Here is a 13,890-nt window from a genome sequence, read left to right as displayed (position 1 = left end):
CGGAATCGGCGTGATGAGCAAGACGACAGTCAAAGACGTCTCCACCGAGCCCGAGTCGGAGCCTGCTCAGGCGGCACCACGGGCGGTGGGCGGCAGCCGCGCCCTCGCCCTGATGCTGGTGATCACCGGCGCGGCGGGACTGCTTGCCGCGTGGGTCATCACGATCGACAAGTTCAAGCTGCTCGAGGCCAAGGTCGAGGGCAAGACCTTCACCCCCGGGTGCAGCCTGAACCCCGTCGTCTCCTGCGGCAGCGTCATGGAGAGCAAGCAGGCCGCCGCCTTCGGGTTCCCCAACCCGATGCTCGGCCTCGTCGCCTACGGCATCGTCATCTGCGTCGGCATGAGCCTGCTGGGCCGCGCCCGCTTCCCGCGCTGGTACTGGCTCACCTTCAACGCCGGCACCCTCTTCGGCGTGGTCTTCTGCGCCTGGCTGATGTACCAGTCGCTGTACAACATCAACGCGCTGTGCCTGTGGTGCTCGCTGGCCTGGGTCGCGACGATCATCATGTTCTGGTACGTGACCTCGTTCAACGTCCGCAACGGCTTCCTGCCCGCACCGAACTGGCTCAAGAGCTTCTTCGGCGAGTTCACCTGGGTCATGCCCGTACTGCACATCGGTATCATCGGCATGCTGATCCTGACCCGCTGGTGGGACTTCTGGACCAGCTGAGCCCCTCCCCGGGGGCCGGGCGGGATTGTCAGTGCGGTGATTTAGGGTTTCCAGGGTGGAGCCCGACCTGTTCACCGCCGCCGCCGAAGAACGCCAGGAGAAGGACCCAGCCGGCTCTCCTCTGGCCGTGCGCATGCGCCCGCGCACCCTGGACGAGGTGGTGGGCCAGCAGCACCTGCTGAAACCGGGTTCGCCGCTGCGCCGACTCGTGGGCGAGTCCGGCGGCGGCCCCGCCGGGCCTTCCTCGGTGATCCTCTGGGGCCCGCCCGGCACCGGCAAGACCACCCTTGCCTACGTCGTCTCCAAGGCCACCAACAAGCGCTTCGTCGAGCTCTCCGCGATCACCGCGGGTGTCAAGGAGGTCCGCGCGGTCATCGACGGCGCCCGCCGCGCCACCGGCGGCTACGGCAAGGAGACCGTGCTCTTCCTCGACGAGATCCACCGCTTCAGCAAGGCCCAGCAGGACTCCCTCCTCCCGGCCGTGGAGAACCGCTGGGTGACCCTGATCGCGGCGACCACCGAGAACCCGTACTTCTCGGTCATCTCCCCCCTGCTGTCCCGCTCCCTCCTGCTCACCCTCGAACCCCTCACCGACGACGACGTCAGGGGGCTGCTGCGCCGGGCACTGAGCGACGAGCGCGGCCTGAAGGACTCCGTCGGTCTCCCCGGGGACACCGAGGAGCACCTGCTGCGGATCGCCGGCGGCGACGCCCGCCGAGCCCTGACGGCCCTGGAGGCCGCCGCGGGAGCCGCTCTGGACCAGGACGAGAGCGAGATCAGCCTCCAGACGCTGGAGCAGACCGTCGACCGCGCCGCAGTGAAGTACGACCGCGACGGCGACCAGCACTACGACGTGGCCAGCGCCCTCATCAAGTCCATCCGCGGCTCCGACGTCGACGCGGCCCTGCACTACCTGGCCCGGATGATCGAGGCGGGCGAGGACCCCCGCTTCATCGCCCGCCGCCTGATGATCTCCGCCAGCGAGGACATCGGCCTCGCCGACCCGAACGCCCTGCCCATCGCGGTCGCCGCCGCCCAGGCCGTCGCCATGATCGGCTTCCCCGAGGCCGCCCTCACCCTCAGCCACGCCACCATCGCCCTCGCGCTGGCCCCCAAGTCCAACTCCGCGACGACGGCGATCGGCGCCGCGATGGACGACGTACGCAAGGGAATGGCGGGACCGGTGCCCCCGCACCTGCGCGACGGGCACTACAAGGGCGCCGCCAAGCTCGGGCACGCCCAGGGATACGTGTATCCGCACGACCTGACCGAGGGCATCGCCGAGCAGCAGTACGCCCCGGACGCCCTCAAGGACCGCGAGTACTACACGCCGACCAGGCACGGCGCCGAGGCGCGGTACGCGGACGCGGTCGAGTGGACCAGGCAGCACCTCGGTCGCAAGCGGTCCTGAGGGCCCTGTAGACTCGCTCGGAGTGCTGTGTCCCGTGCAGTCAGAACGGGACGGTCAGCCGGAACCCCCAGCGGGTTCCAGGAGCGTCGCGCACCGTTCGAATGGTGTCGCGGGCAGCCCACCACCGTCACGGTAGGTGGGCCACTCGCGTGCTGCACATATGTGCCCAGACCAGGGGAGCGGCTGCCCACCCCGTCCACCAGGACGAGGAGGGTTTCCCCGGCTGCGGATGCGACCTCCGTCAACATCCTGACAAGCCGAACACTGAGAAATGAGAGATTGTGGCGAACCAGTCCCGCCCCAAGGTCAAGAAGTCGCGTGCCCTCGGCATCGCGCTGACCCCGAAGGCCGTCAAGTACTTTGAGGCCCGTCCCTACCCGCCGGGTGAGCACGGCCGTGGCCGCAAGCAGAACTCGGACTACAAGGTCCGTCTGCTGGAGAAGCAGCGTCTGCGTGCGCAGTACGACGTGTCCGAGCGTCAGCTCGTCCGCGCCTACGAGCGTGCCTCCAAGGTTCAGGGCAAGACCGGTGAGGCCCTGATCATCGAGCTCGAGCGTCGTCTCGACGCCCTGGTCCTGCGTTCGGGCATCGCCCGCACCATCTACCAGGCCCGTCAGATGGTCGTTCACGGCCACATCGAGGTCAACGGCCAGAAGGTCGACAAGCCGTCGTTCCGCGTCCGTCCCGACGACGTCGTGATGGTCCGCGAGCGCAGCCGCGAGAAGACCCTCTTCTCGATCGCCCGCGAGGGCGGCTTCGCCCCCGAGGGCGAGACCCCGCGCTACCTCCAGGTGAACCTCAAGGCCCTGGCGTTCCGCCTGGACCGTGAGCCGAACCGCAAGGAGATCCCGGTGATCTGCGACGAGCAGCTCGTCGTCGAGTACTACGCCCGTTGATCCATCAGCGGCCGTAGGACACCTGCGCCTGAGCCCGTCGTCTCCCCGCCCTTGCGGGTGGGGGAGGCGGCGGGCTTCCGCATGTCCGGGGCCGCCTCGGCCGACCGGGCCGATTCCCGGGGCGCCGGCAGCGCCTCTCGTCCTCGCCCAGCGGCGCCGGCGGAAGCAGCTGCTAGCCCGTGACGCCCAGCGGCCTGGGCCCACCGCGAGCACCCGCAGACCCGGCACCCGGCGCAGCAGATCCGTCACCGGCTCCGCACAGGCGTCCAGCAGATGCTCGAATCCGTCCAGGATCACCAGCAGTTCACGACCGTCGAGACGGTCCAGCAGCGCCTCGCGGGGCAGCCGCGTCGTGTGGTCCGTCAGCCCCAGGGCCTCCACGACCGCGCAGTCGACGAACTCCGGATCGCGTACCGGCTCCAGCTCCACGTGTCACACGCCGTCGCCGGGCGCGCACCCCGCGGCCGCGCGCGCCGCCAGCCGTGACTTGCCGACGCCGCAGGCGCCGGTCACCGTCACCAGCCGTGCGGCGCCGAGGGCCTCGGTCAGTTGGGTGAGCGCGGCCGAGCGGCCCACGAACGTGCTGAGTTCCAGGGGCAGATCGCCGGATCCGGGGGAGGGGGGCGCTGTCGATCCCGCATGGAATACGGAACGTACTGAAGTGTGTTCGTTCCGTACAATCGCTTCTCGCGACCCGGCCCCGCGCGGGCGGTAATCCGGTGCGGAGCGGCACCTCCGGCGCGATAGGCTCGGTGCACGACTTTTTCGATGTTGACCGATGTAGAGGCACGTTTCAGGGAGCGGGTGCACACAGTGTCCGGTGGAGAGGTTGCCGGGATCCTGGTGGCCGTCTTCTGGGCGATTCTGGTCTCCTTCCTCGCCGTCGCCCTGGCGAGGCTGGCCCAGACGCTCAAGGCGACCACCAAACTCGTCGCGGACGTGACCGACCAGGCCGTCCCGCTCCTGGCAGACGCCTCCTCGGCGGTGCGCTCCGCGCAGACCCAGATCGACCGGGTCGACGCGATCGCCTCGGACGTCCAGGAGGTCACGTCGAACGCCTCCGCCCTGTCGACCACCGTGGCCTCCACCTTCGGCGGCCCCCTGGTCAAGGTCGCGGCCTTCGGCTACGGCGTCCGCCGGGCCCTCGGCGGCCGCAAGCAGGAGGACGTGCCCGTGAAGTCGCCCCGGCGTACCGTGATCGTGGGCCGGACGGTCCCCACCGCACGCCGCAAGCGGAAGTAAGGACTGAGACCGAGCGATGTTCCGCCGTACGTTCTGGTTCAGCACGGGTGTCGCCGCCGGTGTCTGGGCCACCACCAAGGTCAACCGCAAGCTCAGGCAGCTGACCCCGGAGAGCCTCGCCGCGACCGCGGCGAACAAGGCCCTGGAGACCGGTCAGCGCCTGAAGGACCGCGCGGTGGGATTCGCGCTCGACGTCCGCGACAACATGGCGCAGCGGGAGGCCGAGCTGGAGGACGCGCTCGGGATCCAGGACAACCCCGAACTCCCCGCGCCCCGGCGGTTCACCGCCATCGAGAACAACCGCAGCAACCCGAGGTACGTCGACAACCAGACGTACTCGTACAACCGGAATGAGGACCACTGATGGAGTCGGCCGAGATTCGCCGCCGCTGGCTGAGCTTCTTCGAGGAGCGCGGGCACACCGTCGTCCCTTCGGCGTCGCTCATCGCGGACGACCCGACTCTGCTCCTCGTCCCGGCCGGCATGGTGCCCTTCAAGCCCTACTTCCTGGGTGAGGTCAAGCCGCCGTTCGACCGTGCCACCAGCGTGCAGAAGTGCGTGCGCACGCCGGACATCGAAGAGGTCGGCAAGACCACCCGGCACGGCACGTTCTTCCAGATGTGCGGCAACTTCTCCTTCGGCGACTACTTCAAGGAAGGCGCCATCAAGTACGCCTGGGAGCTGCTCACCAGCCCCCAGGACAAGGGTGGTTACGGCCTGGAGCCGGAGAAGCTCTGGATCACCGTCTACCAGGACGACGACGAGGCCGAGCGCATCTGGCACGAGGTGGTCGGCGTGCCGAAGGAGCGCATCCAGCGCCTCGGCATGAAGGACAACTACTGGTCCATGGGCGTCCCCGGCCCCTGCGGCCCCTGTTCCGAGATCAACTACGACCGCGGCCCCGAGTTCGGTGTCGAGGGCGGCCCCGCCGTCAACGACGAGCGGTACGTGGAGATCTGGAACCTCGTCTTCATGCAGTACGAGCGCGGCGAGGGCATCGGCAAGGACAACTTCGAGATCCTCGGTGAGCTCCCCAGCAAGAACATCGACACGGGCCTGGGCCTGGAGCGACTCGCCATGATTCTGCAGGGCGTGCAGAACATGTACGAGATCGACACCTCCATGGCTGTCATCAAGAAGGCCACCGAGCTGACGGGCGTCCACTACGGCGCCGCCCACAACTCCGACGTCTCCCTCCGCGTCGTCACGGACCACATGCGTACGTCCGTGATGCTCATCGGCGACGGCGTCACCCCCGGCAACGAGGGCCGCGGCTATGTGCTGCGCCGCATCATGCGCCGCGCCATCCGCAACATGCGCCTGCTCGGCGCCACAGGCCCGGTCGTCAAGGACCTCATCGACGTCGTCATCGGCATGATGGGCCGGCAGTACCCCGAGCTCATCACCGACCGCGAGCGCATCGAGAAGGTCGCCCTCGCCGAGGAGAACGCCTTCCTCAAGACGCTGAAGGCCGGCACCAACATCCTCGACACGGCCGTCTCCGACACCAAGGCCGCGGGCTCCACCGTGCTGGCCGGCGACAAGGCCTTCCTGCTCCACGACACCTGGGGCTTCCCGATCGACCTCACCCTGGAGATGGCCGCCGAGCAGGGCCTGTCCGTGGACGAGGACGGCTTCCGCCGCCTGATGAAGGAGCAGCGGGAGCGCGCCAAGGCCGACGCCCAGGCCAAGAAGACCGGTCACGCCGGAGCCGGTGCCTACCGGGAGATCGCCGACAAGGTCGGCGAGACCGACTTCATCGGCTACGGCGACACCGAGGGCGAGTCCACCGTCGTCGGCATCCTCGTCGACGGCGCCTCCTCCCCGGCCGCCACCGAGGGCGACGAGGTCGAGATCGTCCTCGACCGCACCCCGTTCTACGCCGAGGGCGGCGGCCAGATCGGCGACACCGGCCGCATCAAGGTCGACACCGGTGCCGTGATCGAGATCCGCGACTGCCAGAAGCCGGTGCCGGGCGTCTACGTCCACAAGGGCGTCGTCCAGGTCGGCGAGGTCACCGTCGGCGCCAAGGCCCACGCCTCGATCGACTCCCGCCGCCGTACGGCCATCGCCCGCGCCCACTCGGCCACCCACCTCACCCACCAGGCCCTGCGCGACGCCCTCGGCCCGACGGCCGCCCAGGCCGGTTCCGAGAACCAGCCCGGCCGCTTCCGCTTCGACTTCGGTTCGCCCGCCGCCGTCCCGACGGCCGTGATGACCGACGTCGAGCAGAAGATCAACGAGGTGCTCGCCCGCGACCTCGACGTGCACGCCGAGGTCATGGGCATCGACGAGGCCAAGAAGCAGGGCGCCATCGCCGAGTTCGGCGAGAAGTACGGCGAGCGGGTCCGTGTCGTGACCATCGGCGACTTCTCCAAGGAGCTGTGCGGCGGCACGCACGTGCACAACACCGCCCAGCTCGGCCTGGTGAAGCTGCTGGGCGAGTCGTCCATCGGCTCGGGTGTGCGCCGTATCGAGGCCCTGGTCGGCGTGGACGCCTACAACTTCCTCGCCCGTGAGCACACGGTCGTCGCCCAGCTCCAGGAGCTGATCAAGGGCCGTCCGGAGGAGCTTCCGGAGAAGGTCTCCGCCATGCTCGGCAAGCTGAAGGACGCCGAGAAGGAGATCGAGAAGTTCCGCGCCGAGAAGGTGCTCCAGGCCGCCGCCGGTCTCGCCGAGTCCGCCAAGGACGTGCGCGGGATCGCCGTCGTCACCGGTCAGGTCCCGGACGGCACCACGCCGGACGACCTGCGCAGGCTGGTCCTCGACGTGCGCGGCCGTATCCAGGGCGGACGTGCCGCCGTGGTCGCCCTGTTCACCGTCAACAACGGCAAGCCGCTGACGGTCATCGCCACCAACGACGCCGCCCGTGACCGCGGCCTCAAGGCCGGCGACCTGGTCCGTACCGCCGCCAAGACCCTCGGCGGCGGCGGTGGCGGCAAGCCGGACGTCGCCCAGGGCGGCGGCCAGAACCCGGCCGCCGTCGGCGATGCCGTCGACGCCGTCGAGCGGCTCGTGGCGGAAACGGCCAAGTGAGCGAAGACACACACGCGACTGGCGACGGGCGGGGCATGCGCCGCGGCCGTCGTCTCGCGATCGACGTGGGCGACGCCCGTATCGGCGTCGCCTCGTGCGACCCCGACGGGATCCTCGCCACCCCGGTGGAGACGGTCCCCGGCCGGGACGTTCCCGCAGCTCACCGCCGTCTGAGGCAGCTCGTCGAGGAGTACGAGCCGCTTGAAGTCGTCGTCGGCCTGCCCCGCTCCCTCAAGGGCGGCGAGGGCCCGGCCGCGGTCAAGGTCAGAGGCTTCGCCCAGGAACTGGCCCGCACGATCGCGCCCGTACCGGTCAGGCTCGTGGACGAGCGGATGACGACCGTGACGGCCAGTCAGGGACTGCGCGCCTCGGGCGTGAAGTCGAAGAAGGGCCGCGCCGTGATCGACCAGGCAGCCGCTGTGATCATCCTGCAGCAGGCGCTGGAATCCGAACGGGTGTCAGGTAAAGCTCCGGGCGAGAGCGTCGAAGTGGTTATCTGATCGCGATACGGTAACGTTCCGCGCGATGCGACGGTGTTCGAACAGCCGACGCACAAAAAGAGGCGGGACGGGAACCGGATCTTCAGCAGCCGCGTGACCGCCGCCTCGCGGCTCTAGGGGATCGATGACTGAGTATGGCCGGGGCCAAGGCTCCGAACCGTGGCATCCCGAGGACCCGTTGTACGGGGACGGCGGATGGGAAGGCCAGCAGGCCCACACGGGCCGGCAGGCTGCCTACGGCGGCCAGCAGCAGCACTATCCGCAGCAGCCGCAGCAGCACTACGGCGAGTGGGGCCACGGCCAGCAGGACGCGTACGGCCAGCAGGACGCGTACGGCCAGCAGGACGCGTACGGTCAGCAGCAGTACCAGCAGCAGGGTCAGGCGCAGCAGTACCCGCAGCAGTACGACCAGCAGCAGTACCCCGGGCAGCAGCCGCAGCAGCAGTCGTACGACAACAACGGCTGGGCCACCGGCACTCATCAGCACGCCCAGTACCCCAACCACCCGGACCCCTACGGGCAGCAGGCCGCGGCGTACGGCGGTGAGCATGCCGACTACTACGGCACTCCCGACGCCTATCCGCCGCCGGAGCCGCCGAGCCGGCGGCAGGCCGAGCCCGAGCCGCCGCAGACCGACTGGGATCCCGGCCCCGACCAGGGCGAACACGCCTTCTTCGCGGGCGGCGACGATGACGACGACTCCGACGACGACTCGGGGGACGGCCGCGGTGACCGCCGGTCCCGGGGCGGTAAACCCAAGAAACGGCGCAGCGGGACCGCCTGTCTGGTGGTGTCCCTCGTCTTCGCGGGAGGCGTGGCCGGAGTCGGATATTTCGGATACCAGTTTTACCAGGATCGTTTCGGCGCGGCGCCGGACTTCGCCGGGAGCGGCACCGGCGAGACCGTCACCGTGGAGATCCCCAAGGGCGCCCTCGGCAACGAGATCGGCCAGCGGCTCAAGCAGGCCGGCGTCGTCAAGAGCGTCGACGCGTTCGTTGCCGCCCAGGCGCAGAACCCCGACGGGAAGTCGATCCAGGCCGGCGCCTATCTCCTGCGCAAGGAGATGTCCGCCGAGAGTGCCGTCGAGATGATGCTCGACCCGAAGAGCCAGAACAATGTCCTGGTAAAGCCGGGCGAGCGGAATATCGCCGTCTACAAGTCGATCGACGAACAGCTGGATCTGTCGGCCGGTACCACGAAGAAAATCGCCGAAAAGGATTACAAGAGCCTGGGACTGCCGAGCTGGGCGAACGACAACAGCGAGATCAAGGATCCGCTGGAAGGATTCCTCTACCCGGGCACCTATGCCGCGGCCAAGGGCATGAAGCCGGAGGCGGTCCTCAAGGAGATGGTGTCCCGGGCCGCGACCGAGTACAAGTCGCTCGACCTGGAGGCCAAGGCCAAGGCGCTCAAGCTGGACAGCCCGTTGCAGGTCATCACGGTCGCCAGCCTCGTCCAGGCCGAGGGCAAGACCAACGACGACTACCGGAAGATGGCGGAAGTGGTCTACAACCGCCTCGACCGCGCGAACCCCGAGACCTACGGACTGCTGCAGTTCGACTCGACCTTCAACTACCTGAAGGGCGAGAGCAACATCAATATCAGCGAAGACGAGATCAACAGCAACCAGGACCCGTACAACACGTACACGCAGAAGGGTCTGCCGCCCGGACCGATCGGTAACCCGGGTGACGGTGCGCTCGCCGGAACGCTGAAACCGACCGATCAGGGCTGGTACTACTTCGTCGCGGTCGACGGCGTGAGCAAGACCGAATTCGCCAAGACGCACGACGATTTCCAGAAGCTCAAGGACAAGTTCAATGAGAGCTCGGGCAACTGAAGCCCGCCGGGCCGCCGTACTCGGCAAGCCCATCGCCCACTCCCTCTCCCCGGTACTGCACCGCGCCGCCTACGAGGCACTCGGGCTCACCGACTGGTCGTACGACCGGTTCGAGGTCGACGAGGCGGCGCTGCCCGGGTTCGTCTCGGAACTCTGCCCGGAGTGGGCGGGGTTGTCCCTGACCATGCCGCTCAAGCGGGCGATCATCCCGCTGCTCGACGAGATCAGCGAGACGGCGGCCTCGGTGGAGGCCGTCAACACGGTCGTCCGCACCGAGGACGGCCGCTTGACCGGCGACAACACCGACATCCCCGGCATGGTCGCCGCGCTGCGCGAACACGGCGTCGAGCAGGTCGACTCGGCCGCGATCCTCGGTGCCGGCGCCACGGCCTCCTCCGCGCTGGCCGCGCTCGCGCGCATCTGCACCGGCGAGGTCGTGGCGTACGTACGCAGCGAGGCCCGCGCCGCCGAGATGCGGCAGTGGGGCGAGCGGCTCGATGTCGAGGTCCGCACGGCCGACTGGGCGGAGGCGGACCGGGCGCTGCACGCGCCGCTGGTGATCGCGACCACCCCCGCAGGTACGACGGACGCCCTCACCGCAGCCGTACCGGAGCGCCCCGCAACCCTGTTCGACGTGCTCTATGACCCCTGGCCCACCTCTCTCGCGGCGCGCTGGTCCATGTTCGGCGGAGCTGTCGTCAGCGGACTCGACCTGCTCGTGCACCAGGCGGTGCTGCAGGTGGAGCAGATGACCGGCCGGGTCCCGGCGCCCTTGGAGGCCATGCGAAAAGCGGGCGAGCGGGCTCTCGCGAACCGCTGAGATCCGCTGAGTTCCGCAGGGGGCGGAACGGATCCAGGGGGAGTGCAAGCAGTGTCCACGGGTGTGCCGCTGGCGTCCGGCAAGAGTGAAATATTCGAGATCGTCCTGCAGTTCATGCCGGACTGGGTGCAGATTCCGGTGCTCGTCCTGGTGATCCTGCTAGTCGTCGGATCCTGGGTCTTCAAGCTCAAGCGCAAGATCGACCGGCGTCGCGCCGCACGCCAGGGGCAGGCCGTCCACGCCGCCCGGCCGGTGCCGCAGCACGGGCAGGGCCGCGGCGCCGACTACCTGGGCCCGTACGCCCCGCAGCGGCAGGCCCAGCCGCAGCCCGCGCAGTCCAGCGGCGCCGACTTCCTCGGTGCGTACGCCCCGCAGCAGCCGCAGGGCAACACCCCCGCCTGATCCCCGCCGGCGTCCGGCACCGTCCGTTTTCCGTCCGCCTGGTGGACCGGCGGCCGGGGACCGGTGCCGGACGTGGGAGGATCGAAGGTGGCGGGCCGGGGCCGCGCACCTGGTCGCGCCGTCGACGTACGCGAGGACACGCGTACGCAGGGCAGTACCAGGGCGCGAGCACTGAGGAGCACCGTTGAGCAGGTTGCGCTGGCTGACCGCGGGGGAGTCCCACGGTCCCGCACTCGTGGCGACGCTGGAGGGCCTTCCCGCCGGCGTGCCGATCACCACGGAGATGGTGGCGGACCACCTGGCCCGGCGCCGGCTCGGTTATGGACGCGGTGCGCGGATGAAGTTCGAGCGCGACGAGGTCACCTTCATCGGCGGCGTCCGGCACGGCCTCACCCTCGGCTCCCCGGTGGCGATCATGGTGGGCAACACCGAGTGGCCCAAGTGGGACCAGGTCATGGCGGCCGACCCGGTCGACCCGGAGATCCTCGCCGGCCTCGCCCGCAACGCCCCGCTGACCCGCCCCCGCCCCGGCCACGCCGACCTCGCGGGCATGCAGAAGTACGGCTTCGACGAGGCCCGGCCGATCCTGGAGCGCGCCTCCGCGCGCGAGACCGCGGCCCGTGTCGCCCTCGGCGCCGTCGCCCGGTCGTACCTGAAGGAGACGGCCGGCATCGAGATCGTGAGCCATGTCGTCGAGCTGTGCTCGGTGAAGGCGCCGCAGGGGGTGTACCCGACGCCGGCCGACGTCGAGAAGCTGGACGCCGACCCGCTGCGCTGCCTGGACGCGGACGCCTCGAAGGCGATGGTCGCGGAGGTCGACCAGGCTCACAAGGACGGCGACACCCTCGGTGGCGTGGTCGAGGTGCTGGCCTACGGCGTCCCCGTGGGCCTCGGCTCGCACGTGCACTGGGACCGCAAGCTGGACGCCCGCCTCGCCAGTGCCCTCATGGGCATCCAGGCGATCAAGGGCGTCGAACTCGGCGACGGCTTCGAGCTGGCGCGGGTGCCGGGTTCCAAGGCGCACGACGAGATCGTGAACACCCCGGAGGGCATCCGGCGCGTGTCCGGTCGCGCCGGCGGCACCGAGGGCGGCCTCAGCACCGGTGAGCTGCTGCGGGTGCGCGCCGCGATGAAGCCGATCGCGACCGTGCCCCGGGCCCTGCAGACCGTGGACGTCACGACCGGCGAGGCCACGCAGGCCCACCACCAGCGCTCCGACGTCTCCGCGGTCCCGGCCGCCGGTATCGTCGCCGAGGCCATGGTGGCGCTCGTCCTCGCGGACGCGGTCGCGGAGAAGTTCGGCGGCGACTCGGTGCCCGAGACCCGCCGCAACGTCCGGTCGTACCTCGACAACCTCGCGATCCGATGAGCGCAGCGCCTGTGGTGGTGCTGGTCGGGCCGATGGGCGTGGGCAAGTCCACGGTCGGACAGCTGCTCGCCGAGCGCCTCGGCGTGGGCTACCGGGACACCGACGACGACATCGTGGCCGAGCAGGGCCGGACCATCGCGGAGATCTTCGTCGACGAGGGCGAGCCGGTCTTCCGCGCGATCGAGAAGCAGGCCGTGCAGCGGGCGCTCACCGAGCACGACGGCATCCTGGCACTGGGCGGCGGCTCGATCCTGGACGAGGACACGCGCGCGCTGCTGCTCGGGCAGCGGGTCGTCTACCTCTCGATGGACGTCGAGGAGGCGGTCAAGCGCACCGGCCTGAACGCCGCCCGCCCGCTGCTCGCGGTCAATCCGCGCAAGCAGTGGCGCGAGCTGATGGAGGCCCGCCGCCATCTGTACGAGGAGGTGGCCACGGCGGTCGTGGCCACCGACGGCCGTACGCCCGAAGAGGTGACTCAAGCCGCCCTGGACGCACTGGAGTTGAAGGACGCATGACTGAGGCAGTGACGCGGATCCAGGTCGGCGGTACCGCGGGCAGCGAGCCGTACGAGGTTCTGGTGGGCCGTCAGCTCCTGGGTGAGCTGGGCGGGTTGATCGGCGCGCGGGCCAAGCGAGTCGCCGTGATCCACCCGGAGGCGCTGGCCGAGACCGGCGAGGCGCTGCGGGCCGATCTGGCCGAGCAGGGCTTCGAGGCGGTCGCCATCCAGGTGCCGAACGCCGAGGAGGCCAAGACCGCCGAGGTCGCGGCGTACTGCTGGAAGGCGCTCGGGCAGTCCGGGTTCACCCGCTCCGACGTGATCGTCGGCGTCGGCGGCGGCGCGACCACCGACCTCGCCGGCTTCGTGGCGGCGACCTGGCTGCGCGGGGTGCGCTGGATCGCGGTCCCGACCACCGTGCTGGCCATGGTGGACGCGGCCGTCGGCGGCAAGACCGGCATCAACACCGCCGAGGGCAAGAACCTCGTGGGTGCCTTCCACCCGCCGGCCGGCGTGCTGTGCGACCTGGCCGCGCTGGACTCCCTGCCCGTCAACGACTACGTCTCCGGTCTCGCGGAGATCATCAAGGCCGGTTTCATCGCCGACCCGGTGATCCTGGAGCTGATCGAGACCGACCCCGAGGCCGCGCGCACCCCGGCCGGCCCGCACACCGCGGAGCTGATCGAGCGCTCGATCCGGGTCAAGGCCGAGGTCGTCTCGTCGGACCTGAAGGAGTCGGGCCTGCGGGAGATCCTCAACTACGGCCACACGCTCGGCCACGCGATCGAGAAGAACGAACGCTACAAGTGGCGGCACGGCGCCGCGGTGGCGGTCGGAATGCACTTCGCCGCCGAACTGGGCCGTCTCGCCGGGCGGTTGGACGACGCGACGGCGGACCGGCACCGCACCATCCTCGAATCGGTGGGCCTGCCGCTCACCTACCGCTACGACCAGTGGCCCAAGCTGCTCCAGACGATGAAGGTCGACAAGAAGTCCCGCGGCGATCTGTTGCGCTTCATCGTCCTGGACGGCCTGGCCAAGCCCACCGTCCTGGAAGGACCGGACCCGGCCGTGCTGCTCGCCGCGTACGGCGAAGTCGGCCAGTAAGTCCACCGAATCACCGTTCCGTCCGATTCGCCTGTGGCGATGGGCACTTCAGACCGCCACCGGCCGTTCACCAAACGGCGGCCGGGGGCGGTACCGTTCGG

General features: G+C 69.7%; 14 protein-coding genes. 13 read left to right on the top strand and 1 reads right to left on the bottom strand.

The genetic code is table 11. The features are described from left to right. Positions 1-13 precede the first annotated feature (13 nt). From AC3ETA_RS05830 to rpsD, 3 genes are all read left to right on the top strand, one after another. Entirely contained in the window at positions 14-670 is a 657-nt protein-coding gene (locus tag AC3ETA_RS05830; protein ID WP_432191721.1) for a vitamin K epoxide reductase family protein, read from the top strand. Positions 671-725: 55 nt separating this feature from the next. After that, positions 726-2,081: a replication-associated recombination protein A gene (locus AC3ETA_RS05825; RefSeq protein WP_432191720.1), complete on the top strand. Its 1,356-nt coding sequence runs from the start codon at positions 726-728 to the stop codon at positions 2,079-2,081. A 281-nt stretch (positions 2,082-2,362) separates the two neighbouring features. After that, positions 2,363-2,977, top strand: coding sequence for a 30S ribosomal protein S4 (rpsD, locus tag AC3ETA_RS05820; protein WP_015661793.1), 615 nt, complete (start codon positions 2,363-2,365; stop codon positions 2,975-2,977). Positions 2,978-3,409: 432 nt separating this feature from the next. Here the strand turns inward: rpsD and AC3ETA_RS05815 are convergent, their stop codons facing one another. Continuing rightward, positions 3,410-3,553 carry a hypothetical protein gene (locus AC3ETA_RS05815; protein WP_488187630.1) on the bottom strand — a complete coding sequence of 48 codons (144 nt, stop codon included), beginning with the start codon at positions 3,551-3,553 and terminating at the stop codon, positions 3,410-3,412. Between the two features lie 228 nt (positions 3,554-3,781). On the opposite strand from AC3ETA_RS05815, the gene AC3ETA_RS05810 reads away from it, so the two are divergent. From AC3ETA_RS05810 to aroB, 10 genes are all read left to right on the top strand, one after another. Next, positions 3,782-4,219, top strand: coding sequence for a DUF948 domain-containing protein (locus AC3ETA_RS05810; protein ID WP_432191719.1), 438 nt, complete (start codon positions 3,782-3,784; stop codon positions 4,217-4,219). Positions 4,220-4,235: 16 nt separating this feature from the next. Further along, entirely contained in the window at positions 4,236-4,583 is a 348-nt protein-coding gene (locus AC3ETA_RS05805) for a hypothetical protein (protein ID WP_432191718.1), read from the top strand. Beyond that, a complete protein-coding gene (gene alaS / locus AC3ETA_RS05800; RefSeq protein ID WP_432191717.1) occupies positions 4,583-7,255 on the top strand; it encodes an alanine--tRNA ligase in 2,673 nt (890 codons plus the stop codon). Before AC3ETA_RS05805 ends, alaS begins: the two co-directional genes overlap by 1 nt. A 35-nt stretch (positions 7,256-7,290) precedes the next feature. Further along, positions 7,291-7,755: a Holliday junction resolvase RuvX gene (ruvX, locus tag AC3ETA_RS05795; RefSeq protein ID WP_432191854.1), complete on the top strand. Its 465-nt coding sequence runs from the start codon at positions 7,291-7,293 to the stop codon at positions 7,753-7,755. Between the two features lie 124 nt (positions 7,756-7,879). After that, positions 7,880-9,595, top strand: coding sequence for an endolytic transglycosylase MltG (gene mltG, locus AC3ETA_RS05790; protein ID WP_432191716.1), 1,716 nt, complete (start codon positions 7,880-7,882; stop codon positions 9,593-9,595). Further along, complete coding sequence (locus AC3ETA_RS05785) at positions 9,576-10,415, top strand: shikimate dehydrogenase (RefSeq protein ID WP_432191715.1); 840 nt, start codon at positions 9,576-9,578, stop codon at positions 10,413-10,415. The genes mltG and AC3ETA_RS05785 overlap by 20 nt, the downstream gene beginning before the upstream one ends. 51 nt (positions 10,416-10,466) lie before the next feature. Continuing rightward, entirely contained in the window at positions 10,467-10,817 is a 351-nt protein-coding gene (locus AC3ETA_RS05780) for a hypothetical protein (RefSeq protein WP_432191714.1), read from the top strand. A 184-nt stretch (positions 10,818-11,001) separates the two neighbouring features. After that, positions 11,002-12,186 (top strand): chorismate synthase, encoded by a 1,185-nt coding sequence (aroC, locus tag AC3ETA_RS05775; protein WP_432191713.1) that lies wholly within the window; start codon positions 11,002-11,004, stop codon positions 12,184-12,186. Next, on the top strand, positions 12,183-12,701 hold the full coding sequence (locus AC3ETA_RS05770; RefSeq protein WP_432191712.1) for a shikimate kinase: 519 nt from the start codon (positions 12,183-12,185) through the stop codon (positions 12,699-12,701). The genes aroC and AC3ETA_RS05770 overlap by 4 nt, the downstream gene beginning before the upstream one ends. Then, positions 12,698-13,789 carry a 3-dehydroquinate synthase gene (aroB, locus tag AC3ETA_RS05765; RefSeq protein WP_432191711.1) on the top strand — a complete coding sequence of 364 codons (1,092 nt, stop codon included), beginning with the start codon at positions 12,698-12,700 and terminating at the stop codon, positions 13,787-13,789. Before AC3ETA_RS05770 ends, aroB begins: the two co-directional genes overlap by 4 nt. Positions 13,790-13,890: the final 101 nt, after the last annotated feature.

The organism is Streptomyces sp. bgisy027, from assembly GCF_057710365.1.
The sequence above is the reverse complement of the archived record's forward strand: the minus strand, read 5'-3'. Positions and strand labels throughout refer to the sequence as shown.

Bases quoted from the DNA above. Each gene is read 5' to 3' on its own strand.
- AC3ETA_RS05830 (WP_432191721.1), top strand. From the start codon at position 14: ATGAGCAAGACGACAGTCAAAGACGTCTCCACCGAGCCCGAGTCGGAG.
- AC3ETA_RS05805 (WP_432191718.1), top strand. From the start codon at position 4,236: ATGTTCCGCCGTACGTTCTGGTTCAGCACGGGTGTCGCCGCCGGTGTC.
- alaS (WP_432191717.1), top strand. From the start codon at position 4,583: ATGGAGTCGGCCGAGATTCGCCGCCGCTGGCTGAGCTTCTTCGAGGAG.
- ruvX (WP_432191854.1), top strand. From the start codon at position 7,291: ATGCGCCGCGGCCGTCGTCTCGCGATCGACGTGGGCGACGCCCGTATC.
- mltG (WP_432191716.1), top strand. From the start codon at position 7,880: ATGACTGAGTATGGCCGGGGCCAAGGCTCCGAACCGTGGCATCCCGAG.
- AC3ETA_RS05785 (WP_432191715.1), top strand. From the start codon at position 9,576: ATGAGAGCTCGGGCAACTGAAGCCCGCCGGGCCGCCGTACTCGGCAAG.
- AC3ETA_RS05770 (WP_432191712.1), top strand. From the start codon at position 12,183: ATGAGCGCAGCGCCTGTGGTGGTGCTGGTCGGGCCGATGGGCGTGGGC.
- aroB (WP_432191711.1), top strand. From the start codon at position 12,698: ATGACTGAGGCAGTGACGCGGATCCAGGTCGGCGGTACCGCGGGCAGC.